The organism is Capilliphycus salinus ALCB114379 (assembly GCF_047276495.1).
Lineage (GTDB): Bacteria > Cyanobacteriota > Cyanobacteriia > Cyanobacteriales > Microcoleaceae > Capilliphycus > Capilliphycus salinus.
Genome location: NZ_CP178543.1, coordinates 3,287,083 through 3,310,371 on the forward strand (window position 1 = coordinate 3,287,083; position 23,289 = coordinate 3,310,371).

The 23,289-nt window shown below is 41.3% G+C and carries 24 protein-coding genes and 2 pseudogenes; 15 read left to right on the forward strand and 11 right to left on the reverse strand.

Annotation, left to right across the window (positions count from 1 at the left end):
• From ACL6C3_RS13575 to ACL6C3_RS13595, 5 genes are all read right to left on the reverse strand, one after another.
• Complete coding sequence (locus ACL6C3_RS13575) at positions 1 to 1,110, reverse strand: FG-GAP repeat protein (RefSeq protein ID WP_413167716.1); 1,110 nt, start codon at positions 1,108 to 1,110, stop codon at positions 1 to 3.
• Positions 1,111 to 1,178: 68 nt separating this feature from the next.
• Positions 1,179 to 1,439, reverse strand: coding sequence for a transposase (locus ACL6C3_RS13580; RefSeq protein WP_413167717.1), 261 nt, complete (start codon positions 1,437 to 1,439; stop codon positions 1,179 to 1,181).
• 35 nt (positions 1,440 to 1,474) lie between these two features.
• Positions 1,475 to 1,645, reverse strand: a complete 171-nt coding sequence (locus tag ACL6C3_RS13585; protein ID WP_413167718.1) for a hypothetical protein — start codon at positions 1,643 to 1,645, stop codon at positions 1,475 to 1,477.
• A gap of 217 nt (positions 1,646 to 1,862) precedes the next feature.
• Positions 1,863 to 3,077, reverse strand: coding sequence for a CPBP family intramembrane glutamic endopeptidase (locus tag ACL6C3_RS13590; protein WP_413167719.1), 1,215 nt, complete (start codon positions 3,075 to 3,077; stop codon positions 1,863 to 1,865).
• 496 nt (positions 3,078 to 3,573) lie between these two features.
• Positions 3,574 to 3,726 (reverse strand): hypothetical protein, encoded by a 153-nt coding sequence (locus ACL6C3_RS13595; RefSeq protein ID WP_413167721.1) that lies wholly within the window; start codon positions 3,724 to 3,726, stop codon positions 3,574 to 3,576.
• A 47-nt stretch (positions 3,727 to 3,773) separates the two neighbouring features.
• On the opposite strand from ACL6C3_RS13595, the gene ACL6C3_RS13600 reads away from it, so the two are divergent.
• Both ACL6C3_RS13600 and ACL6C3_RS13605 read left to right on the forward strand, forming a co-directional pair.
• On the forward strand, positions 3,774 to 4,199 hold the full coding sequence (locus tag ACL6C3_RS13600) for a DUF6932 family protein (protein WP_413167722.1): 426 nt from the start codon (positions 3,774 to 3,776) through the stop codon (positions 4,197 to 4,199).
• A gap of 69 nt (positions 4,200 to 4,268) precedes the next feature.
• Complete coding sequence (locus ACL6C3_RS13605; protein WP_413167724.1) at positions 4,269 to 4,772, forward strand: DNA-binding protein; 504 nt, start codon at positions 4,269 to 4,271, stop codon at positions 4,770 to 4,772.
• Positions 4,773 to 4,923: 151 nt separating this feature from the next.
• Here ACL6C3_RS13605 and ACL6C3_RS13610 read toward each other — a convergent pair whose 3' ends face one another.
• The 3 genes from ACL6C3_RS13610 to ACL6C3_RS13620 all read right to left on the reverse strand — a co-directional run bounded on the left by ACL6C3_RS13610 (position 4,924) and on the right by ACL6C3_RS13620 (position 7,773).
• Positions 4,924 to 5,520, reverse strand: a complete 597-nt coding sequence (locus ACL6C3_RS13610) for a DUF6940 family protein (RefSeq protein ID WP_413167725.1) — start codon at positions 5,518 to 5,520, stop codon at positions 4,924 to 4,926.
• Positions 5,521 to 5,614: 94 nt separating this feature from the next.
• Positions 5,615 to 6,304 (reverse strand): histidine phosphatase family protein, encoded by a 690-nt coding sequence (locus tag ACL6C3_RS13615; RefSeq protein WP_413167726.1) that lies wholly within the window; start codon positions 6,302 to 6,304, stop codon positions 5,615 to 5,617.
• 83 nt (positions 6,305 to 6,387) lie between these two features.
• A complete protein-coding gene (locus tag ACL6C3_RS13620) occupies positions 6,388 to 7,773 on the reverse strand; it encodes a cytochrome P450 (protein WP_413167728.1) in 1,386 nt (461 codons plus the stop codon).
• A gap of 186 nt (positions 7,774 to 7,959) precedes the next feature.
• On the opposite strand from ACL6C3_RS13620, the gene ACL6C3_RS13625 reads away from it, so the two are divergent.
• The 7 genes from ACL6C3_RS13625 to ACL6C3_RS13655 all read left to right on the forward strand — a co-directional run bounded on the left by ACL6C3_RS13625 (position 7,960) and on the right by ACL6C3_RS13655 (position 15,386).
• Positions 7,960 to 8,724 (forward strand): hypothetical protein, encoded by a 765-nt coding sequence (locus tag ACL6C3_RS13625; protein ID WP_413167729.1) that lies wholly within the window; start codon positions 7,960 to 7,962, stop codon positions 8,722 to 8,724.
• Positions 8,702 to 9,559: a hypothetical protein gene (locus ACL6C3_RS13630; RefSeq protein ID WP_413167730.1), complete on the forward strand. Its 858-nt coding sequence runs from the start codon at positions 8,702 to 8,704 to the stop codon at positions 9,557 to 9,559. Before ACL6C3_RS13625 ends, ACL6C3_RS13630 begins: the two co-directional genes overlap by 23 nt.
• A gap of 262 nt (positions 9,560 to 9,821) precedes the next feature.
• A complete protein-coding gene (locus ACL6C3_RS13635; protein ID WP_413167731.1) occupies positions 9,822 to 9,953 on the forward strand; it encodes a hypothetical protein in 132 nt (43 codons plus the stop codon).
• Between the two features lie 401 nt (positions 9,954 to 10,354).
• Positions 10,355 to 12,883, forward strand: coding sequence for a GTPase (locus ACL6C3_RS13640; RefSeq protein WP_413167732.1), 2,529 nt, complete (start codon positions 10,355 to 10,357; stop codon positions 12,881 to 12,883).
• Positions 12,884 to 12,895: 12 nt separating this feature from the next.
• Positions 12,896 to 13,858, forward strand: coding sequence for a GTPase (locus ACL6C3_RS13645; RefSeq protein WP_413165976.1), 963 nt, complete (start codon positions 12,896 to 12,898; stop codon positions 13,856 to 13,858).
• A gap of 3 nt (positions 13,859 to 13,861) precedes the next feature.
• Positions 13,862 to 14,662: a LeoA/HP0731 family dynamin-like GTPase gene (locus ACL6C3_RS13650; RefSeq protein WP_413165977.1), complete on the forward strand. Its 801-nt coding sequence runs from the start codon at positions 13,862 to 13,864 to the stop codon at positions 14,660 to 14,662.
• 58 nt (positions 14,663 to 14,720) lie between these two features.
• Positions 14,721 to 15,386 (forward strand): hypothetical protein, encoded by a 666-nt coding sequence (locus tag ACL6C3_RS13655; RefSeq protein WP_413167733.1) that lies wholly within the window; start codon positions 14,721 to 14,723, stop codon positions 15,384 to 15,386.
• 138 nt (positions 15,387 to 15,524) lie between these two features.
• Here the strand turns inward: ACL6C3_RS13655 and ACL6C3_RS13660 are convergent, their stop codons facing one another.
• Positions 15,525 to 15,836 (reverse strand): nucleotide pyrophosphohydrolase, encoded by a 312-nt coding sequence (locus ACL6C3_RS13660; RefSeq protein ID WP_413167734.1) that lies wholly within the window; start codon positions 15,834 to 15,836, stop codon positions 15,525 to 15,527.
• A 185-nt stretch (positions 15,837 to 16,021) separates the two neighbouring features.
• Between ACL6C3_RS13660 and ACL6C3_RS13665 the strand changes: the two genes are divergently transcribed.
• From ACL6C3_RS13665 to ACL6C3_RS13690, 6 genes and pseudogenes are all read left to right on the forward strand, one after another.
• A complete protein-coding gene (locus ACL6C3_RS13665) occupies positions 16,022 to 16,486 on the forward strand; it encodes a hypothetical protein (RefSeq protein ID WP_413167735.1) in 465 nt (154 codons plus the stop codon).
• 1 nt (position 16,487) lies between these two features.
• Positions 16,488 to 17,339, forward strand: coding sequence for an RNA-guided endonuclease InsQ/TnpB family protein (locus ACL6C3_RS13670; protein WP_413167736.1), 852 nt, complete (start codon positions 16,488 to 16,490; stop codon positions 17,337 to 17,339).
• A 624-nt stretch (positions 17,340 to 17,963) separates the two neighbouring features.
• A pseudogene (gene ltrA / locus ACL6C3_RS13675) lies at positions 17,964 to 19,751 on the forward strand (group II intron reverse transcriptase/maturase).
• Positions 19,752 to 19,849: 98 nt separating this feature from the next.
• A pseudogene (locus ACL6C3_RS13680) lies at positions 19,850 to 20,300 on the forward strand (RNA-guided endonuclease InsQ/TnpB family protein); the annotation flags it as partial.
• 27 nt (positions 20,301 to 20,327) lie between these two features.
• The gene (locus ACL6C3_RS13685) at positions 20,328 to 20,468 is read left to right on the forward strand and encodes a hypothetical protein (protein ID WP_413167737.1); all 141 of its coding nucleotides are present in this window, start codon (positions 20,328 to 20,330) and stop codon (positions 20,466 to 20,468) included.
• A 100-nt stretch (positions 20,469 to 20,568) separates the two neighbouring features.
• Positions 20,569 to 21,729: a hypothetical protein gene (locus tag ACL6C3_RS13690; protein WP_413167738.1), complete on the forward strand. Its 1,161-nt coding sequence runs from the start codon at positions 20,569 to 20,571 to the stop codon at positions 21,727 to 21,729.
• Here the strand turns inward: ACL6C3_RS13690 and ACL6C3_RS13695 are convergent.
• Together ACL6C3_RS13695 and ACL6C3_RS13700 are read right to left on the reverse strand one after the other, a co-directional pair.
• On the reverse strand, positions 21,685 to 22,263 hold the full coding sequence (locus tag ACL6C3_RS13695) for a DUF6884 domain-containing protein (protein WP_413167739.1): 579 nt from the start codon (positions 22,261 to 22,263) through the stop codon (positions 21,685 to 21,687). The two genes, ACL6C3_RS13690 and ACL6C3_RS13695, sit on opposite strands and share 45 nt — an antisense overlap.
• 281 nt (positions 22,264 to 22,544) lie before the next feature.
• A complete protein-coding gene (locus tag ACL6C3_RS13700) occupies positions 22,545 to 22,934 on the reverse strand; it encodes a 6-pyruvoyl trahydropterin synthase family protein (RefSeq protein WP_413167740.1) in 390 nt (129 codons plus the stop codon).
• Positions 22,935 to 23,289: the final 355 nt, after the last annotated feature.

A 23,289-nucleotide genomic window follows, 5' to 3' on the forward strand; every position in this document is an offset into this window, starting at 1 on the left:
TTATTGGATACCTTGCTCGATACAGACCTGGTTGCCAGAGGTAGACTCTTGAACACTAATCAAAGTGTTGTCATGAACTTGAGCCGGATAAATCCCCTTGCGTTGGTCAACCAAACGAGGTGTCGCCTCCACACTGAGGTCAAACAGATCTAATTGGGCGGGTTGTTCACCATCACCTGACTGGCTACGTGTTACTGCTAAGAAATTATTATCTAAAGAAAGATCACCAAAACTGTTAACAACAGTAGTAGAACTGTCTTTAATAGTCAATATCAGCGTTTTTGAATCTGTTGTATAAGCGCCGACCGATCCAACCCCACTAACCACAGCAAATTTATCGGAAATTGCAACAGCACTGCCAATACGGACATCTGGAATTGTTAAGCGTTGGGGCAAGCTATCAGATTTTTGCAAGTTGAATAGCCAAGCTGCCCCCGTATCATCAAACGGCGCACCCACTAAAAGTAGATTATTGCTAATTGCAACATCCACACCAAAATGTTGAGCGGAAGAGTCTGTCGGGGGTGTAATTCTTTTTAAGTTGTCCCCAATTAGACCAACTAAGCCCATCCAAATGCCAGGTTTCACTTCACGTTTAATACCAAAAGCAATCTGACCATTATCTACAGAAACAGAGAAACCTGCAATTTCTCCTTCAGCAAGCGTATCAACGCGCTGTACTTCAGTCTCCTTGCCAAGTACAACTTTATACACACCTCCAGAAAATGATACTTCTAATTGGTTTGTCCACTGAAAAGCTTCAGTGTTAGCCGCTTTATGTTGTTCTAAATATGCACCAATAACTAGCATATCTTCATCTATAGCTAGGTCATATCCAAAACCCGCTCTAACTTTCTTAGCAGTAGAACCTTTGGGCGGAAGAATTTCGCGTATTCTTGACCAGTCACCTTTGGTGTCACGGTGATAGAGAACAACACGATTAGCTTCAGGATCGCCAACAGCTAAATAATCTTTGTTAAGGGCTAATGAGTAGCCAAATGATATGGTATCACCTAGTTCAGACTCTAGGCATTTTGGTGACCAGGTTAGAGTAATCATTAGAAACCCCCCTCCTATAATGGCAAAAGGTATTAATAAAAATTGTTTCATAATTTGCCGATTTGCCGCGAATTTAGTAAATAACAAAACTATTCTATTAGCCAGAGTATATAGCAAACCTAAATGAATTGTGAAAACGCATCATAGTTTTTAAAATCAGGAAGATTAAACAGTTTTAAATCAGCAAAAAGCTTAAATAAACGCTTGACAATTGCAAAACGCTTCCCAAAGCGATAAAGCCTTCTCAGCAAAGTTTTTAGCTGTAGCCAAATGGCTTCTACTGGATTTTCTTGAGGGGAATAAGGAGCAAATCTACAACAAGTTATTTTCCATTGAGCAGATGTCCACTCATAATTATGTTGATTTAAAAAGTCTTTCATTACTTGTCCCCTATGATAACTAGCTCCATCCCAAATTAATAAAATTCTGGCTTCTCTCTTGAACTTAAATAGCCATTTTTTCCTTTATACGCTGATTTTAATGCTTCTACTCCTCCCCGATTAAAGGCTATATACCACTTGCTAATAAATCCCAATGACACTGATAGAATTTGCTGTATTTTTTCATACCGATATTTTTCTAGCACCAATTTGACCGCCAATGCTCTCTTCAGTTCTTGAGTTTTTGGATTCCCTTTAATATACTCTTCGAGAATCTTTATGGAATCTTCAGCTTCGCCTCGAATCTATCGTTGTCATTTTTACCTCTTGTCTAGTTTGATGATATTATTTTACTAAACCTCAGACTGTTTTTTTCATAAATCATTTAGAATCGCTATACAATCATTTATCCCTTCTCAATCGTTACTCCGTTTCAAGAATTTTAGCCGACTTAGCATAATAAGGAATAGTTACATTATTTTTAGGAAAGTTTTTGTAGATAAAATAAATTAGAAAAGGAGCAGAAACAGCTACTAGAAAAAATCTTTGACTTAACAAAGGCTGAATCAAATCTTGATATTTTTCAACGGAAATAAACGCATCCCTTTCATTTATTGGTGTGGTTAAAAAATGGATTGCATTTAAAATTACAACCAGAGTGTTATAGAAAAGATGAACCAAAATTGGAGTCATTAAATTGTGAGTTTTAAAGTACAAAATTGATAAAATTATCCCGATAACAAATAAAGAAATAATGTCGAATCGAAAATGAATAATGGCAAAGAATAACGATGAAGCTATAATACCTGTTTTGATTCCCCATTTCATCGCCCATTTTTGCAAAATTATTCCTCGAAACAATAATTCTTCTAGCAGAGGAGCCAATAAGATAACTGAAAAACTCCACAAGATCATCTCTAAAATATTAGTATAATTTTTTTGGTTCAGAAAAGATTCTACATATTTTGGAAAAATAAACGATAGCTGATATAACATTAAAGAATTTAAGCCCCGAAACAAAGCATACATCATAATACTGATGATTAAAACTAATTTCAAATTAATTGAATTATGAAACCCGATAATTTTATTAAAATCAAATCTTAATTCTTTCATTTTGGCCAACAAAACCAATCCCCAAGCCAACTGAATAAATAGTTCAGAGGAGTTTCCTATCAAAAGAGATTCTTGTAAAGTATTGAAAGAAAACAAAATTTCCAAGAAAAAATAGATTAACAAAGACATTCCCAAAAATATAAATAATGATATTTCGGGAATATTGATTCGCTCAAAAAGTTTATTTTCTAAGTTCTCAGATTGAACAGAAAATTGCTCAAGCCGAGAAGGGATAAAAAAGAAAATAGGTAAAATCAACAAACTTAATATTCCTAACCATCCCCAGTTAGAAGAATAACCTTTACTTTTGATATAGAGACAACATCCTTTAATGAAAAATATATATCCGATCAAACACGAAATGAAAACGAATAAACTCAAAACTAAACTTACAACAGAATCAGAACTATCTGATAATTCAGGATATATTTCTATTAGAAATCCAAAGCTTGCTAAAGGAATTAACTTTAATCCGACTCCTAACAAAATTTTATCGAGAGCTTTTTCTTTTAAACTTTTCATAGATTAACCTTAAAAATCGAGTGGATTGGTTAGAAAGTTATTCCGGGTGAATGGAACATCTAACTTCTCTATCAGTTAAAGATGTCAATTTTATGAATTTTGAAGAAAAATTTTTTGTTGACCTTTCACCCGTTAGACAACCCTAGACCGCTACAATCCATAACAGATAAGGATGGAAGCTTCCAAGCGCAGAACAGCAAAGGAAAATGGAGTCAAGGGGAGTCCAACCTCCGCTATGGTAACACCTAAAATGCCAACGGAACTAAACCCTGAATGATTGCTTGTGGGGTCAAGCCGAGATATTTGCTAAAAACAGATTTTGTCAATCACTGTAAGTAAGCTTTGAAAACCGGATTTGGTATTAAAAGGTCGCTTCTCAACAGATTTTGACAGACTCCCCCAGATGAATCGCGGGGGAAGTCTAGGGTCGCACCTGCAAAGCCAGAAAATCCGGTCTTGACTGCGGATTATTCTCATCAATCGACATGAGATTCGTTTAATGTTCTGAATAAATCCAATCCCAAGCAGCGACGGTTTTTTCTCCAATTAAACTATTGACAGTTTCTCCACCTTCTAAAATTAATCGAATATTAACATTGCGATTAGGTGAATCCACTAAAGCTTGAGCGAGTTGAACTGTAACGGCCAAGGTATTATTATATCTTTCCCCCGTTCAGGTAGGGGTAGAGAACAGATATGGTAAAGTTAAAAGGGACTGCAATTAATTTCTACTGTGGATGTGAGGACGTGATTCCGGAGTTTGATGAGAATGGAAATCTACCCCCAGGAGTGCATTTTTGTGAGTGGGAGGAGTTTGTAGAGCGATTTGGAACCAACGATCTAAGATTGCGTTTAATGAGCGGACTGCGAAAAGCAATGGAACAACTTAAAATCGCAGGTTGCCGAACAATTTACATCGACGGTAGCTTTGTTACCATTAAACCCGACCCCGGAGATTTTGATGCTTGTTGGGATACCGAAGATGTGGATATAAACTATCTTAGAAGTCAAGCCCCTAAATTGCTCAATTGTTATGATCGCGCCGGACAAAAAGCTCAATATAAAGGTGAACTTTTTCCCTCAGAGCAACAAGCGCGGAAACTACGGAATGGATTCTTTTGAATTATTTCAGCGAGATCGTCAGCAAAATATAAAAGGTATCATTGCAATTGATTTAGTGAGGTGGAACCCATGATCAAAACTCAACAAGAGTATCAATTTACCCGGCAACTGGTGAAAGAGTTTGAGCAATCAATCGCGGCACTCGAACAGGATGAAACTCGCCGAAGTCATGACCCCAATGGATGGGAACTGATGAAAGTTTCATTATTGAGCCAGCTTGAGAAATTAAAATCAGAAGTCGCCGAATATTATAGCCTTATTTCTTACGATAGCTTTACCCCGATTGTATTAACACTTTCGGAGATTGAGAATCTACCCCAAATCTTAGTCAAAGCTAGAATGGCAGCCAAATTAAGCCCGAAAGAATTGGCGGACTTGGCCGGGTTGACGGAAGAAAAAATTAAACACTACGAAGATAATGATTACGAAGATGCGAGTTTTTTAGAGGTAAAATTTGTAATGAATGCCCTGGATATCCAAGTTCAAAAAGGAGAGTTTTTGGTTCCTTTAGATACGTTGAGAAGAACGCCCGTCACTCAAAATGAATTGTTGTCATCCAGTCATTCGAGTTGAGAGCAAGCCTGTTAACCTTCGTTTAATTAATGAATTAAATTTCCTTCTTTCAGTGTTCCTTTGGGTTTAAATACTCTTAGGAATTTTCATAAACTGAGTAAATATTTTCATACCACAGGGTTTGGGTTTGATTATTGATGCTTTGAGCCGATCAAATTGTGAGATACTTTAGAGTAGAATCAAAACGAACGTGCATCCACCGAACACCGTGACCGTGCGTGTTGCACCAAATTGAATCCCCTTGTTCAATCGCTTTGTCAGCAATTTCTTCAACTTTTTTCCACAAAGCCTGTTGCAAATCAACAGAAGCCCAACGACAAAAAGCAGCAATATGACCATAATTTCCTGTGGCTTTGGGTATCACTAACAACGCATCGCCGGACAAATTGGAGAATGTCGTCACCTGTTCGTGGGGTTTTAACTTCTGAAGATATTCTTGATAGGGTTCGGGATTAGCCGAGCCAAAAGAGGAAGGAATTAATATGGCGAAAAAAGGATGAGTTCTGGTAAAATGGGAATGAATCGGAACGGGTTGCCAAAGAAAGTCGAAGGGAATATTTGCCCAAGTTTGGTTCCACAGTTGTCGAAAATCAGCTTGAGTTGATAACCCGGTTGCGATCGCCGACCAAGAAAAAGGGCGGTGGTGGGAATCAACAAACCGAACAACCACCGTATTCCGTTGCCCAATTCCCAGGGGAACTTGATGGGCAGTTGCATGATTAATATTGCCATCCGAACCAAGTTTCATCAATATATCCGTTGTTAGAACTCTTGAGAGTTTAACAAATTAAATTTAAGAGCCAATTAAATTCCCGGAATTTCTAAACGGTGGAGCTTGAATTCTACAAGCCTTCAATCTGTCCCACAATTTCCAACTCTCCTTGAGAATTGGCTTTGACGACAACGCTATCAGCTTGGGACAGACCCACCCCGGTGAGCGCTTGAATATTCGCCCAATGGGACACCATAATTAAGACTCCAGAGGTGTTTTGATGGTTCACGATTTGCTGACGAGTTTGGGCAATTTGTTCGGTTTCATTGGTGCGATCCTCAAAAGTTGAATTCAAGGCGGGAAATTGCTCAACTTCCCCTAAATTCAACAGTTCTGCCGTCTCCAAACAACGACAATATTGACTCGATAAAACCTGATGAATAGGAATTTGGCGTGCGCGAAAGATTTGACCGATGCGAGTCGCCTGTTCTCGACCCGCTTGTGAAAGGTTGCGTTGGGTCGCACAATTATCGAGTTCAAATCCCGGCGGGTCGCCCGTTCCCGCAACGGTTTGAGCGTGACGCATTGCAACGACGTACCCCCTTCCTTGTCGCATCTGTTCCCAAATATCCGTTTCGGTTGGGGTTGACGAAGTTTCTGGCTTTGGTAACGGTGTGGGTTCAGATGCGGGAGTTCTGGCAATTGGGGAAGAGACTTCGCTTAAGCGGCTCAAATCACGGTGAGAATTGTCGGATGTGCAACCCATTGCCATCACACCACTCAATCCTATTAATAAAAAAAATCGGCGGATGGATTTCATCTCGGTTATGGTTTGGATTGTTGTTACGCTGACAATGTGGCTGATTGTTTGCGATTTGAAGTTTAGACCGAAGACCCCCGCAATCAGCGAAAACCTCTCACAACCAAAGGAACTCCATTGGAGGGAGCAAGCGTACCGCCCCGACGCATGGGTTTAATCGGTTGATGACTCGCCAATTCTAAATTGTACTTAGATAAAATTGAAGCGAGAACCAACTTCATTTCCAACATTGCCAAAGCATAACCCAAACACAGCCTCACCCCGCCCCCAAACGGAAGAAACTCGTAAGGACTATATTGGCGTTGCAAAAATCTTTCGGGTTGGAATTGTTGGGAATTCGGATACAAATCTTCTCGGTGATGGGTCGAATAAATACAGGGAACGAACGTTGTCCCAGCCGGAAATTTACGACCCATTATTTCTAAATCCTGGTTGGAAATTCGGGCAAAAGCAATCGGTACAATGGGATAAAGTCGCAAGGTTTCCTGACAAACTGCCGTCAAATAGGGGAGGCGAGAAATCTCAATGGGGTTGGGATTTTTACCCAAACTCTCAATTTCTTGAGTCAGTTTTTCTTTAAGATCGGGATATTTTTCCAGCCAATAAAATGCCCAAGCCAAACTCGTTGCGGTGGTTTCGTGTCCGGCGACTAACAGCGTCATCAATTCATCTTTTAACTGTTCATCGCTCATGGGTTGACCGTCTTCATCGGTGACTTCCAGCATTAAACTGAGGATATCGTCACCCCGTTTTTCCGGGTGAGTTCGTCTGTCTTCGATTTCAGCTTGCAGCAAGTCGTAAATTTTTTGTCGGGTTCGGATAAAATTCCCCCAAGGACTCCAAGCTCCCCAATCAATTTGTAGAAATTTTAAGAAAATAAAACTTGAACGCAGTGGAGAGGCTAGCAAATCCAACCAATCGGCAAGAAGTGAGCGAAATTGTTCGCATTTTTCCCCTTCATTAAATCCAAATACGGTTTGCATAATCACCTTAAGGGTAATTTCTTGCATGACATTTCTAGCAATAAAGGATTGATTAATTTGCCAGCGCGAAGTCACCGTTTCGGTAATTTGACAAATGGATTCGGCGTAGGATTTAACTTTCTCTCCATGAAAGGGGGGCATGAGTAATTTTCGCTCTCTTTTGTGACGGGAACCATCCATTAAAATTAAAGAGCGATCGCCCAAAATCGGACGGGCTAAATCGTTGGTTTTTCCCACCTCAAAAGATTGGGCATCGGCGTTGAAAATTTCTTGAATTCCTCGGGGATTGGCAATAAATATTAAGGGAGGGAGTCCAACTAGCCTCAGCGTAAACATATCTCCGTACCGCCCGACGCATTCTTCGAGGTATTCAAAGGGTCGAACGAGCCAATTAATAAACTGAAATAAAGCCGGAGCTTTCGGCCCAGACGGTCGCCAATTTTTGTCTCTGCTAACACTTGCGGGTTCTATTCTGGCTCTGCTCATCGGAAATACTCCTATGCTCTCTTAATTATATCTATTATGCCGTCTAAATTGGATCTATCACTAAAGTTCCGTTTTTAGCAAGTCGCCCGAATAGGGGAGTTCAAAAATGCGACTGGGCAATTTCATTAAAGTTTGCTCAAATTGGGGGTGTTTCTCATCCTAAATTGGATGACAAAGGAGTTTAATATGCTGAGAATTTTGTTGTGGATCATTGTTGCTTTATTCACCTTTTCGACAGTGAGTTTCTCGACTTCTGCACCCGCAAGTGCAGCCCTTTTAAATGACGCTCAAGAACTGGCTTGGGCTTCTCATCGAGACATTACCAGTGCCAAGTTTTCCCAATATTTTGACCAATATCGCAATCAAGGCTATCTGATGACGGATATCGATGCCTATCCCATTTCCGGTAATCTTCGTTATTCGATGATTTGGAGGGAAAATACCGACACGCGGGGTTGGGCCGAACACCGTGACTTGACTTCAGAACAGTACGGTGCCAAATGGCGAGAATATAGCGATAAAGGCTATCGACCCTTCGATATTGAAGCCTATCTCGTCAACGGACAAATGCGCTATGCCGGGATTTGGGTTGAGAATAAAGAAAACCTGCGCTGGTCGTCAAAACGCAACCTCGATAGTGAAGCCTACGGAAAGTTTTTTCAAGAGCAAAGTTCCAACGGTTTCCGTTTAGTTGATGTCGAGGTTTATCCGACAAATAACGGTCTTCGTTATGCGGCGATTTGGTTAGAAAACCGCGATGGTATAAGCTGGGCGCAACTGCGGGGCATGGATCGCAATAAGTATCAACAAGAAGTCAACGAAAGGGGGAGTAAAGGATTTCACGTCGTTGATTTTGAGTCCTATCAAACCCCCAATGGTCAGCGTTACGCCGCCATCTGGGAAAAAGACGGTTCTCCGAAGCGCGTGGGTGGTGCGTTCGGACCGTACTGAAACTCAATTTGCCAATCTTTGGCAAGAATACCGCGACGAGGGTTATCGTTTAGTTGATTTTGAACATTATCCCACTGCCAATGGCGATCGCTATGCGGGCGTTTGGGCCGAAAACACCGCTCCGAACAATTCCTCCAATCCTCCTCGCCCCAACCCGGATTCACCCGACCCCGACTCTTTCCCGACTTTACCGGCCTACATCAAATTAACGTCGGGGACGCTAGGAAGCCAGAATTACCGCATTTTAGTCGATTTTAGCCGTACCATTGAAGGTCAGCCGGAAATTACATTGCCGACCCAGTTTCTTCCCCAATTGCCCACATACGATGGGGAAGTTCTATTCCCCGACAATTTTTGTGGTTTACAAGTGATGAGGGCTTCGCGATTTTTATGGTTGGATACTGCCAACAACGTTGTTGATGAGCATCCCTACAATTTTATCCCCGAGTCCCAATCTTTAAAAGATATCGAGAATGGAGAGACTTTCTATCTCGGGGGAATTAACTTCACCGGGCCAATTGGAGCTTGCAATGATGGCTCTGGAACTTGGAGCTTTCCATTTCCGCTAACCAAGGAAGGTAAAAATCCTTTTGCCAATCTTAAATTGGTCATCGAACTTGAAGGCGATTCAAAAATCGAGTTTCTCAATTACAATTTTTCTAAACAGCCCCTGAAAGCCGATAAAATCTTCAAAGAAATATCCTTGGATAAAATTCTGAAGCAGCTTCAAGAACAGTTTGATGATAGCAACAGCAAGAAGCGTTTAGAAAACTTTGAGGATTTTGTGGAAGAAGTTTGTGAAGCCTCTCCGGAGAAATGTCCCTATTTTCCCTAAATGGGTCGGGAAATTTTAAGCACCGATTTCGACGGCTTTTCTACCAAGATTGAGGTCGAGTTAAAAACTTAAGAATGCGATCGCTTCAACTCGGGGATCTGATTGAATCTCCGGGTTGAATTTTCACATCAATTAAAGATAGGCTAAAGTAAGCTGAAAAAATATAATAAATCCGATGGATGCCATTCGTTCTTGGCTGTATGTGGGGAAATATCGAGACACTTTGAATGGGGACTAGCTTGCGGCTCAACAAATCGGGGCAATGCTTCAGTTGGCCGAAGCGGTCGTTCATCCCCAAATCACTTCTGTTTACTTACCCGTAGAAGATGGCGTACCTTTGCTCAACTATTTGAGGGATTTTGGGTTGTGGACAATTGCCGATTATTTATGTTAATTATCTCAATTTTTTTTGATTTGTGTTGAGGATTAATTATTCAACTGATGTCTGTGATTCATAGCCCATCGTGAATTGAGGCTTGGACTCGGTGTTCCTACGGAAAATCGTCGAATTTTTTATGCTTTTTAAATTCTCAAAGTTCCGTAATTACCCCGTTTGAAGTCTGGAATTTTCAATTTAAGCTAAATGTAGAGACTTAGAAAAACTTAATACCCTCCCCATCTAGGAGACAACACTATGAGCTTGGGTAAGGCACATTATAGCCGTCTCAACACTGAGATGGCTATAACTCAGACGGAAATTTTTGCAGGTATCGCATTAACAGGTATTGCTGGGGGTGGCTACCTTGCCGACTGCGACTTCAACCTATTGGCTACTTTAATAAGAGGTTAGGCAAGATGCAAACGACATTCAAAAAGACCGAAAAAGCCACCAACAACGATTCTAACGCGATAAATTATCCCTTTTTATTGGTAACGCACATGGTTTGTGCTGACCAACAAATTCACAGCGAAGAATCAAAAGCGCTTCACGAACTGGCGACTCAAATTGAAGTCGGACAGCGAACCCTGGAGGAAATGGAAAAGATTCTCGCCCAAGATGATGATCAATTATCTGTAGAAGAAATTGCGAGGCGAATACCCAGCAGTCAAAAAAATGAGGCAATGTGTCAAATTTTAGCGATTGCTTATGTAGACGGGTTTTGTTCGGTTTTAGAACGGAAGATGGCCGAACGAATTGCACAGATTTGGAACTGGCCGAAAGGAGAAATACAGAAACAAATTGAAGAAGCCGGAGCCTTTTCTGATACGGGATTTCTTGATGAATCTAATCAACAAAAACTTTCTGTTAGTGCGCGTTTACTTCAGAAAGCCGATTCGATTTTATCCCAGGCTTTGGTTAATAAATTAGCCAATTTAACGGGAGCAGAACAAAAAGTCGAGCAACTGCGGCGAGAAATTTTGTTATCGGGGCCAGAATATGATGAAGCAATTCGTCAGTGTGCCGTTGTTGCTAAGGAAGATTACCAATTTTCAGAATTAGCCCTGAAAAGTGCGGGTTCAACACTTCGCTCTTTAGGAAAAAATCTGCAAGAGTCGATTATAGAAATCAAATCAAAAACTAACAGTAAAGGTCAAGCAAACACGGCTCAAGACGTTGCAAAACAACTCGAATTAACTCAAAAATCGCTCTCGGCTGAAATTATCAAAGAAATTGAGGATGTGCGGGAATCCCTCCGTTCAAAAGAACGCGCTCTCAATCACTTTAGCATTGCCTTTATGGGCAGAACGAAAGCGGGAAAAAGCACACTTCACGCCATTGTTACTAACGATGGATGGGAGGCGATAGGAGTTGGAAAACAGCGAACGACTCGTTACAACCGAGTTTATGAATGGAAAAATATTCGGATTATTGACACGCCTGGGATTGGCGCTCCCGATGGAAAAAGTGATGAAGAAATAGCAGAAAGTGTGATTGAGGAGTCGGACGTTATCTGTTATGTGGTGACAAACGACAGCATTCAAGCAACAGAATTTGAGTTTTTACATCTGCTGAAAAAGAAAGCAAAACCGCTCATTGTTCTTTTGAATGTTAAGAAAAATCTGCGCGATCCGCGTCGATTAGAACATTTTCTAAAGAATCCCGATAAAGCTTTTGAAATGGAAGGTCAAAGCGGTTTGGGCGGACATATTGAACGCATTCGCCGCTATGCAAAAGAGCATTATGCAAACGATTACTTTCCCATTGTTCCGGTGATGCTTTTGGCGGCTCAACTTTCCCGCGAACCCGAACATGAAAATCGCAAAGAGGAATTATTCAAAGCCAGTCGAATGCAAGATTTTTTAGATTCTATTCGCGAGTCTTTGATTCAATACGGAACTATTCGGCGATCGCAAACTCTACTCGGTTCGACTGTCGGCGCCATTAATACCCCCTATGACTGGGTTGCGGGACAAGCTCAAATTTATGGACAATTAGCAGAAACAATTCAAAGCAAACAGGAGGAAATCAGAAAGAAAATTGAGATCGCATTCAAAGATAGCCGCAGCAACTTACAAATAGAAATCGAAACGATATTTCAAGAGGCGATTAATGCTGTTCCATCGTTTGCTGAGGAACATTGGAATTCAAACGAGTTGGGATTGAAACTTGGTTGGGAGAAAACATTAAACTCTCTCAATTTTGAACAGCGTTTAAAGTCTGCTTTTCAGGAAGCGGGTGAACACTTTAAGCGTGAAGTTCAAGAGGTCTTAGAAGAAATCGGCCATGAATTACAGTTAGTTGCTGAACTCGGCGGTGGTAACTTTAAGTTTACACAGCAAGATTCTTGGGATATTCAACATATCCTGCGAATTGGAGGAATTATTTTAGGGATAGCTGGAACGATTATTGCATTTACGAACCCTATTGGGATAGTTGTAGGAATTGTTGCTGGCGTTGTCGGGAATTTTACTGGTTTATTCAAATCCAAAGATCAGAAACGTCGTGAGGCGGCTCACAAAATTTCAGAGGATTTGTACGAGCAACTGAATACCCAAAAACAGGAAACGCTGGAAAAAGCCCGAAGTGAATTTTTGAATTCCTGTGCTTCTGTAATTATGAATATCGAATCCTATTTCAAGGAACTCGCTTCTGGGCTAGAAAGTTTTTCTTTGACACTGGAGGAAGCACAGAAAAAATTCTCGGGATTTACTAACTATCTTAACCGTTTTTATGCCAAGCGAATTCTTGATTGGAGTCAGGAAAAATATGAACCCTTAACTGAAGAAGGAGCCAGAAAAACAGTTGCTAAGGTTGAACGGAAGTTCGGACACAAAATGACAATTATCACTCGCTCTGAACTCACCATCAAAAAATCAATGGATGAACTGAAAAAGGTTCTTCAAGAAGACATTTCAATTCAATCTCACAAATCTGTTAAATAGGAGAAACAAGCCATGACTGCAAATAATCAGGATTTCCTCGCCGCCAAAATTGGTTCAGCATTCAAAAAAAATCTCGTTAGTTTTGATAAGCTACTAGAACAGGAAAATAAACCCGAACTCACAGCAATTCGTAAGAAACTGCGTGAGGAGTTAAAAATCTATCGGGAACAAGGAGCAATTGGCGTTGCTTTTGTCGGACAATATAGTGCGGGAAAATCAACAATTATCTCTGCACTGACCGGAAAACGAGATATCAAAATTGATGCGGATATCGCCACCGATAAAACCAGCACCTACAACTGGAATGGTATTCAAGTTCTTGACACGCCGGGACTCTTTACAGAACGCCAAGATCACGATGAAATTACCTACGATGCGATTAACAAAGCGGATTTATTGGTATTTTGTCTCACCTATATGCTGTTCGACTCCGTTACCGTTGAGAACTTCAAAAAGTTAGCCTATGAAAAAGGTTATCGCTGGAAAATGATGCTCGTCATCAATAAAATGTCTGATGAAGCGGGAGAAGAAGAACAGAAAATATTGAACTACCGCCACAGTCTAGCAGAAGCCTTGAAACCTTACAGCCTGGATGAATTTCCGGTTTGCTTTATCGATGCAAAAGACTACTGTGAGGGTGTTGATGAAAAGGATGATTTTCTCATGGAAATTAGCCGTTTTCAGACGTTTATTGATGCCCTCAACGAGTTTGTTAACAAACGTGCGGCATTAGCAAAATTTGATACTCCCGTCCGAATTGCACTCAGTTGTCTGGAAGAAGCACAGCTAAGTTTTACCCGCAACTCTACGAATGATTCAGCATTCCTCGAAATTTTAAATCGTTTGTCTCGTGTTGTCCGAAAAGAACGGAGTCGCATCCGAACTAAAGTTCAAAATATTGGCTTGAAAATGTCTTCAGAAATTGCTAAAGAAGGTTATGTTCTGGCTTCAGCAGTCGGAAATGAAGACATATAAATTTTGAATAAACAGGCTGAAATAAACGTTCAGAAACATTACGAAAAAGCCGAAACAGACCTGCAATCTGTAATTAATGCTGCGGTTGAGGATATACGCCAGGAAGTCGAACAAGTTTTTGAGAGCGACTTGGTTAAAGCCTTTGTTGCTTGTGTCGATAAAAACATAAATATATCGGCTAATAAGACCGCAGCTTCCGCGAATACAGAACAACTTCAAGTGCAACTCGGACTACTAACTATAATTGGAAACACAGCAGGAGCAAAAATAGGATCAGAAATAACAAAACTAGCAACTCGTGGCTTTGTTAAAACAGCAATGAAACAAGGATTGTTACGTCCTGGGGATGTAGTTGGAAGCGGATTACATATAGCTGTTGTTGGAGTTGGCAAGTTGGTAGGATTTAAGTTTAAATTGGGGCAAGCAGTAGGTATTGCTAAAAATATTGGTAACGCAGCTAAGTTTATAGGGCCAGCAATGGCTGTTGTTTCAGTTGGAGCGGATTTGTTGACCATGCACCAAGAAAATGAGCGTCAAAAGGAAATGGCAAATATTCGCCAAGATATTACCAGCCAATTTCAGAAAATTGGTAAAGACTTAGAGGCGCAAATCAGTATACAGCTTAGTGAATTTGAACAACAAACTTACGACGAAATTGATCAACAAATCTCAGTTGCTCGTCGCAGTGAAGAAGAATCTATCGCCGCTTCTAATACTTGGATGAAAGAACTGATGAACATTCGGGAGAAGTTTGAGTTAATTCTCAAATACATCACAAAAGCTACAGAAAAACCTGTGGCTTAAAACCGAAATCATTCATTTCTCAACCCGATTCAACTTGAAAATTACCGGAGCAAAAACAATGTCTTCAAATCAAACGCCCGAAAACCAACCCAGAAAAAAACGTGCGGCAGCTTTGGTTGGAAATCTCGCCAAAAGAGGAACCCAAGCCGCTAAAAATTTAGCCCAAAACGAAGAAGTCAGAAAGATTGCAGTAGAGGCTTTTACAACCGTTACTCAGACACAAACTGAACCCCCCAAACCAACGACAACAGAAATCCCCCCCGAAAAAACCGAGGTAGAATTATCAGCAATACCCCCTCAAACCCCGACATCACCCGCCGTCAATCCGTTGGCAGAAACAACCGCTAAAGTTGCCACGAATATCGGCAACCGACCTATTACAAAATCGGTGGTTCAAGCTGCTAAAACATTATCGCAGAATGAAGAAATCCGAAGTGTTGCGACAGAGTTTGTCGGGAACGTTAAACAAAATAATACCGAAACTGGAGAGAAACAAACCCGTCGAGAAGTTTTGAGAAAATCAGCCGTTCAAGCTACAAAATCCTTTGCTCAAACCGAAACCTTCAAAACCGCCAAATCTAAAGCCATTCATTCGGCTAGTCAAAAGAGCCAAAAACTCGGTGTAAATTTAGCCGGAAAATTTGCTCGAAAGATGATTGTTCCAATGACTATCTTAATTTTACTTATCCTTACTGTTATTGTCGGATGGTTAATCTATTTTTGAACTGATTGAATAACCAATTACTTAACTGTAGAGTTGGGGTGAAATTGTGAGCCGCTCTCCACAGGAGAGCGGAATTAGCAAAGCTCCATCGGTAGCCGCAGTCAGAAACTGAAGTTCTCCCCAGTTTTAAAAAGTTACTCATCGATATCGATCTCGGGTCGAATACTTTTTCATAACTTGTTCAAAGGCATCCTGTAAATCAATCTGATGGGAGTTAGCCAAACAGATAACTGCAAATAAAATATCGGCTAATTCATCAGAAAGTTCCTGAGCGGGTTCACTCTCTTTCTTCTTTTTCGGTCCGTACAAGTGATTGAGCAACCGAGCCGTCTCTCCCACCTCCTCTACCAAGCGAGCTAACATCTCATGGGGACTCCAGTATCCTTTTCCCGTTTCAACCACCCACTGATCAACCTGTTTCTGAATCTCCTTCAGAGTGCGATCGCTCATGCCGAACTCTTCCCCCGATCTCCTAACTAACGGTAAGATTTTAATAGAAAAAGCGAAAAGGAGGAAAGCTTACGTCCAAGCTGTCGAGTATTTTTAAGGGGTTTGAGTCCAGTCTGCGGTTTGGCCAGGAGCGCAACCAGGATCTTTACCGCCAGCACCTAGACGTAATTCAAGAACTCTATCACTTGCTGCTCAAGGATTTAGTCAAACCCTGGAACCCTCAATTTTCAACGCAGCCGAAGCTCATTCGTTTGCGCGACCAAATTCGAGATTTTTTTGGACGGGACGAAATTCACTTCGTTGCCGTCGATGGAACTTGTAAAGCCGAGGAAACCAGCGAATTTTTATTGTTTTATGCGGGAGCTTACGGAGCTAGAGGTTCGCTAGACCTTAAGGGAACACCCCCCACCCTGCGGTATCATAAATGGTCGCTGGAGCAGGATGTTTCCGTTGTGGCTCAAGTTCCCATTCCCTACGCCGAACTTGAAGATGTACTTGACGAAGCAAGAGATCCCTTCGCCGTTAGCGATTTGGAGAAAACAAATCTGGCGGGATTACCGAAATTGAGCGGAAAGCCCCGTCTTGAAAAGACGGGGATGGATAGTGAAAAAAGAGAATGTTATCCGCTACTTTTTGTAGTAAGATTATAGCATGATAGTTAGAGAAGCCAAGTTATTAAACGGTTCCAAGTCTCAATATGCAAGACTTGATGAAGCTATAAGGACTGCTCAGTTCATTAGAAACAAGGCAGTTAGACTATGGCGAGATGAACGAGATGTAGATAAATCTCGAATTTCTCGTCTGTGTAAAGAGTTAGCAAAAGAATTTCCTTTTGCTAAAAAACTTAACTCAATGGCACGTCAAGCTTCCGGTGAAAGAGCTTGGAACTCAATATCTAGCTTCTATCGTCGCTCTCGTGAGGGTAGCCCGAAAAAGGGTTATCCTCAGTTCAAAAAACACTGTCGTTCGGTTGAGTACAAAACGACAGGCTGGAAACTGTCAACTGACCGGAAATCAATTGAATTCACCGATGGTTTTAAGGCGGGGAAATTTTCTCTATTCTGTAATAAAGAAGTTCGAGAAGATTTATTCACATTAAAAATCAATCGGGTTAGAGTTGTCAGGAGAGCCGATGGTTATTCTGGTCAATTTTGCTTTGATGCAAATCGCTCCGAGGTCGGAAGCTACACCGGAAATGTTGTGGGTTTAGATCTAGGTTTGAACTTCTTCTACAAAGACACCAACGACAATGCAGTTATCTATCCGAAGTATTTGAGAAGGGCAGAAAAGCGAATTAGAAAGCTACAGCGACGACTATCTAGAAAGTTTGTCAAGGGAGCTAAACCCCAATCAAACAACTACCATAAAGCAAGGAAAAGGCTTGGCATCGCACATTTGAAAGTTCAACGCCAACGTAAAGACTGGGCTGTGAAATTAGCTCGGTGCGTAGTGACATCTAAGTGCGATTCGTTCAGTCGAAACCTGCTCCTAGCAGGGGGATGACTAGCCTCTGAGGGGTAACCGATAAGGTAGAGTTCGCACTTTAATCCCCTTCAGATGACAACTCTATGACCTTATAGGTGAGTGTTAGTATCCTAGAACGCACAAGTCCTATCGCCTAGGCACGAGGTCGAAAGCATATTCCCAAGGGTAGCGACTAGCCATCAATCTCTTAAGCGGGAATAGAAGCGGAAAGTGGAGGGCAACCTGTGTCCAAAGCCCGTGAGCAAGTCTTCACGGAGAGCGTAAGCAAAGGATATGTCTGAATCATCGTAAGGATTAACCAGTGAAATCAGGTTGTGACACTGGGAGACCTAAAAAGGCAAAGTTAAAGGTGACGATAGGATTTGGACCGAATCGTTAAAGTGCTACCCCAAAACTCGGTGAAGAGTATCCCTCCTAAAGAGACAAACCAAAGGTCATAGGGAACGAAGTAACTCCCTCGTTTACTCTCAGTCAAGGTCGATTGGCTGAGTAGTCAGCTAAGACGCAACCATCTACTTCCATTAGGTAGGTAACAGGGGAGCAAGATTGAGTCAGAAGCAAACGCTCTCCGTAACAGGAGAGATACGCAGACGGACTCACGGTAAAACGGAAGGTAAAGCTACAAGTAGCAATGTATAAGTTATGAACACGGAATCAAAACCGATGTATAAATGGGGCGACATAAACTGGCGAAAGTTGGAGCGTGTTGTCTATAAGTTGCAAAAGCGGATTTACCGAGCGTCTCAACGTGGTGATGTCAAAACAGTTCGCAGACTCCAGAAACTGTTAGTTAAGTCTTGGTCGGCTAAGGCTTTAGCGGTGCGTAGAGTAACTCAGGACAATCAAGGCAAAAAGACGGCAGGAGTGGATGGGGTTAAATCCTTGTCCCCAGAAGCACGTATGAAGCTCGTAAACAATCTCAAACTGGGTACAAAGGTTAAACCTACCCGAAGGGTTTGGATACCCAAACCTAATAGGGAGCAACGACCTTTAGGAATACCTACCATGTATGACCGTGCGCTCCAAGCGTTAGTAAAGTTAGCCTTAGAACCTGAATGGGAAGCTATATTTGAGCCAAATTCCTACGGGTTTAGACCGGGGCGGTCAGCCCATGATGCCATTGAAGCCATCTTCAATGCGATCAAACAAAAACCCAAATTCGTGCTTGATACGGATATCTCCAAATGTTTCGACCGTATCAACCACAAACGGCTCCTCGAAAAACTTAACACCTTCCCCACTTTTCGGAAACAAATTCGAGCGTGGCTTAACGCGGGTGTTATGGATGGTAAGGAGTTCTCGCCAACATCTGAGGGTACACCTCAAGGTGGGGTTCTTTCTCCATTACTGGCTAACATTGCCCTACATGGTCTAGAAAGCGAAATCAAGGCAATTGCCCATACCTTCGATATGAAAGACCTCAGAGGACGGCAACGAAGCAGGACACAGAAACAAGATTCTGTAAACGTCATTCGTTATGCAGACGACTTCGTGGTTCTACACTAAGACATAACCGTTGTCCAAAGATGTAATAAGGTCGTATCCATATGGCTGGCAGATATGGGGTTGGAACTCAAAGCAAGTAAGACGAGACTCGCTCACACCCTTGAAAACTATGAAAACCAAAAAGCAGGATTTGATTTCCTAGGCTTTAATATCCGCCAATATAAGGTGGGTAAATATACATCAGGAAGGGATACAAAAGGGCGATTACTCGGTTTTAAAACACTCATCACCCCAAGTAAAGAAAGTCAGGAAAGGCACTACCGAAGGATATGTGAGGAAATAGAGAAACTTAAGGGACAGTCCCAAGCTGTCTTGATAAGCAAACTTAACCCTATCATCCGAGGATGGTGTAACTACTTTTCGACAGGAGTAAGCAAGAGAATCTTTACGAAACTCTCGTATCTGACCTCTTGGAAACTCTGGAAATGGGGGGTAAAACGACATCAAAATAAAGGAAGGAAATGGATTAGCTCCAAATACTTCCGAACCATAGGTGGAGATAATTGGACGTTTGCCACGTCTCGTGAAGGGTCGAACCCTATGGTGCTGATGAAGCATTCACAGACAGCAATCGTCCGTCATGTCAAAGTCAAGGGGGATAAAAGCCCTTACGACGGCGACTTAATCTATTGGAGTTCAAGACGAGGCACACACCCTGAGATGCCTAAGCCAACAGCATCGTTGCTCAAAAAGCAGAAAGGGAAATGCGCTCACTGCGGTCTGTTTTTCCGAGATGGAGACCTGATAGAAGTTGACCATATCATTCCTAAGTCACGAGGCGGAAAGAATTAATATAAGAATAATCAACTGCTCCATCGACATTGCCATGATGAAAAATCCAGAACGGATGGAAGCTACTCTAAGGGAGTTTCCATTATCCCAGAGAATTACCGATGGGAGAACGATATGTTGGTGACGTGCTGATGACAACAGCCGTTTTATTGAGGAGCGGTATGAGGTGAAAGTCTCACGTACCGTTTTGAAGAGCAGTGGAGGGGGTGACCTCTTCACTGACTTTAATCGATGTCGTGGTGTACGAAGACCTGAAAATACAGAACATGGTCAAGAACCATCATTTGGCTAAGTCAATTTCCGATGCGGGTTGGTATCAATTCACTCAATGGTTAGACTATTTTGGGAAAGTTTGGGACAAAGCAGTAGTTTCTGTCAGTCCAAATTTCACGTCTCAAGATTGTTCTAACTGTGGTTTTCGAGTGAAAAAATCGCTTTCTACCCGGACTCATAAATGCCCAAGATGTCAAACAGAAATCTGTCGGGATACTAATGCGGCACTTAACATTCTGAAAAAGGGCATGAGCATTTTAGGGGCTGAGTATAACAACAGTACCCAAGGGCATTGGGAAACTGCTGATTTAATATCAGGAACGCGAGGGCGTGACTTCCATCTCTGTTAATGAGGAGAAATCCGAGTTAATAAGTGGTGTCACTGAACCAAGAATTAGCAATAGCTAAGAATCCTCTTCGTTTACGGAGAGGAGTATGTCAAACACCCTTCTGATGCAATTATCGGAAGTTTATTTAGCCTACGATACCGTAACGAGTAGCCGCACCGATGCGCCCAATTTTGTACTTTTAGATCAATCCATTTCCTCTAGAGGGAGGCTTTCCCCAAGCGTATAAGTTTCGGTATACCCTACGGTTTTGTAACTTAAGCCGGGAATTATACATATTCTCAAGCTATGCGTAAAATCATCTTTAGCATTATGATTCTTTTCAGAAAATGACACAAATTCTATTTCCTAAATCCGCTAATGCACAAGGTTATGCTTTCGAGGATTTGATCCATCGGATTTTGCCAGATTATGGTTATCATATACTTTTACCTTCTGGATGGTATCACTACCAAGGTTGGTATCAATTAGATGGGGTCATAGAGTCTAATCAAGAAAGATGGCTTTTAGAAATCAAGTTTACTCAAACTCCCCTAACCCCCAAGACTGTTAATTTAAAGCGACGTATAGAAGCAATGCAAGCTTCTGATTGCACGGGAATTTTATATGTTTCTCTGGTTTCGGTATCAAAAGATTTAGAAAATGAACACAAAAATCTTCAAGTTCCTTTTCATAACATAGTATGGGAAGAATTACAACCGCTCATTCCGAGGAGTCAGACAAATTTAATCACATCAATTTTAGATGAAATTGAATATAATTTTAATGAAAATTCTTTTGAAGGGGCTGGATATAAACTCATTACACCCCAACTGCAATTACAGAATCATCCATTGCTTCAAGAATTTTATGTTGTTCCCGATCATATAGAAATATGGATTAAACGAATTCCTTTATTAAGTCAATACGAACAATCCATTGCTCCGAGCATATACAAAATTACAGAAAGTGGAATTGAACCCTACTATAATCAATATCTTTCTATAGATGAAGCCTGGAAGATTCAAGATGCCTTGAGTGGATACTCATCTAGAGTTTTAACAGCCATTGAACACACCTTGATAGCTCTTGCAAAAATTAGGCAAGGTACAGTTAAAGAAATACAAGTTGCACTTCCAGATGGTGTAACTACAGGTGTGAGCGGTGTCCGTTCAAGTCTTTCTAACTTAGTTCTTTGGGCGTTAACGACTCGGCATTTAGTTAATAAAAATACGATTTATGAAATTACTCCTCTAGGCTATGCTGTGATTGCTAGAGGTAGTCTTGATTATAGTTTGTTTGGTAAGATACTTGAAGAATGGACTCCCTATAAATATTTATTGAAATTCTTAAATTTGAAATATTACTCTCTTAATCCAGTTGAGATTATAGATTTTTTTAGAGGACAGTATAAACCGTTTTTACCTTATGCTAAAAGTTTATTTAATCCGAATAAAGTTGATGGTTTAATTCATATTTATAGGAAACTTAGCGGTAATAATAGAGGATGAAGCTTGAGGCAACCCCAACGGTAGCTCTAGCTGCACAGATTCTTCTGGAGTATTGGCGCCTTCACCCACCTTATTAATAATCTCCTCAAAATACTCTGGTACAGAAGTTACCCTCTCCAACAGTTGCGGTGTTTCCTTGGCAACTTCGGCAAACTGCTTAAACAAAAAACCCTTCAACCCAACCAACCCATAACTATAGCGTTTCGCTTCCGCATTGGAAAGCTGTAAAATAAATGTTTTAGCCTTCAACTCTTGAATGTAAGGCAGACTACCCTTAGAAGCCAAAAAAATAAACGTCTGCGATGGTTCGGTTTTTACCGGAAGAGACAGCGCCCGAAGATAATTTTCCCCCAATAAGAAAAATACCAAGTCATAAGATTCAACGATCTTTTCAAACTCCTCATGTATCTTTAAAACTTCCGCCCATTCATCGATCTCACGACCCTTCATGGTGTTAAAAGTTACTTCATAGGGAGCAATTGCCCTTTGTTCTGAAATCAGCCCATAACCGGCTGATAAAATAACAACATCCACAACCTCGAAACCGAGAGCCTTCCGCAACCCGACAACTCCCTCCATCAACCGCAAGTGTTGCGCTCCCGTATACATCTGGGCGGCCCGGACACATAAACTCGTTCAGTTCCCTTTCCCGTTGAACAAGGCGCGAGCTATCCCGAAAGTCTTCTAATATAAGTTGATTTGGGGCGTGTACTTGCTTTTCCCCGGTACAGGAAGTCACAACTAGGGTACGGGGTCTAGACATGGGGTTCTCCTTGAAAATTACTGAATCGCTCACCAATTGCGGGTATCTCGCACTAACTATCTTCGTACTCTACCCAAGAACTAGGTGTTTCCCAGACACAAATCTTTAACTTTACGTCTTTGGGAATCCGTTTTTTTGTCTCATCGTAAATAAACTTAGCAATCACCTCAGCCGTTGTATAGTATTCGGGAGGTAAGACTTCGTTGAGAATGCAATGATCCAGTCCACCTTTGCTAACATCCTGTTTAGCCCAGCGCAAACTTTTAAAATCGGCAACCATTACCGGATGGGGACAATGTTCGGAAGGATACAACTTCTCTGAAGTGGCTTCAACCTTGACTTTGTAGGTATGTCCGTGCATCCGACCGCAAGGCCCTTGATAGTCTCTGATGTAGTGGGCGCTGTCAAAGGTAAATTCTGTTGTTAGTTTCCATTGGGGCATCTGTACCAGTAATTTTTGGACGAACTCAGACGTATACTATACCGTAAAAATCAAAAAAACTTGAGTATACTGATGAGGTAGTAACCCCAATAAGAGCCTTACAGACTCTCAGAAGTACCCACAGGCATAGAGAATTTCCCGATGTGGAACCGACTAAGTGGCTCTAATTGAAGGAAGTAAGCTGTTACACATTTTAATTTTAATTGCATGAGGGCATACCCTGACACCTGAGACTTGATACTGCTCAAGAATTATAGAGTATTTTCTGCTGCAATTTAACTTTGGTGCGTACTTTAACTTCTGCCTCGACAAAAGGGCTATATACTTCAAGATTTGAATTGATCGCTTCTGTCAA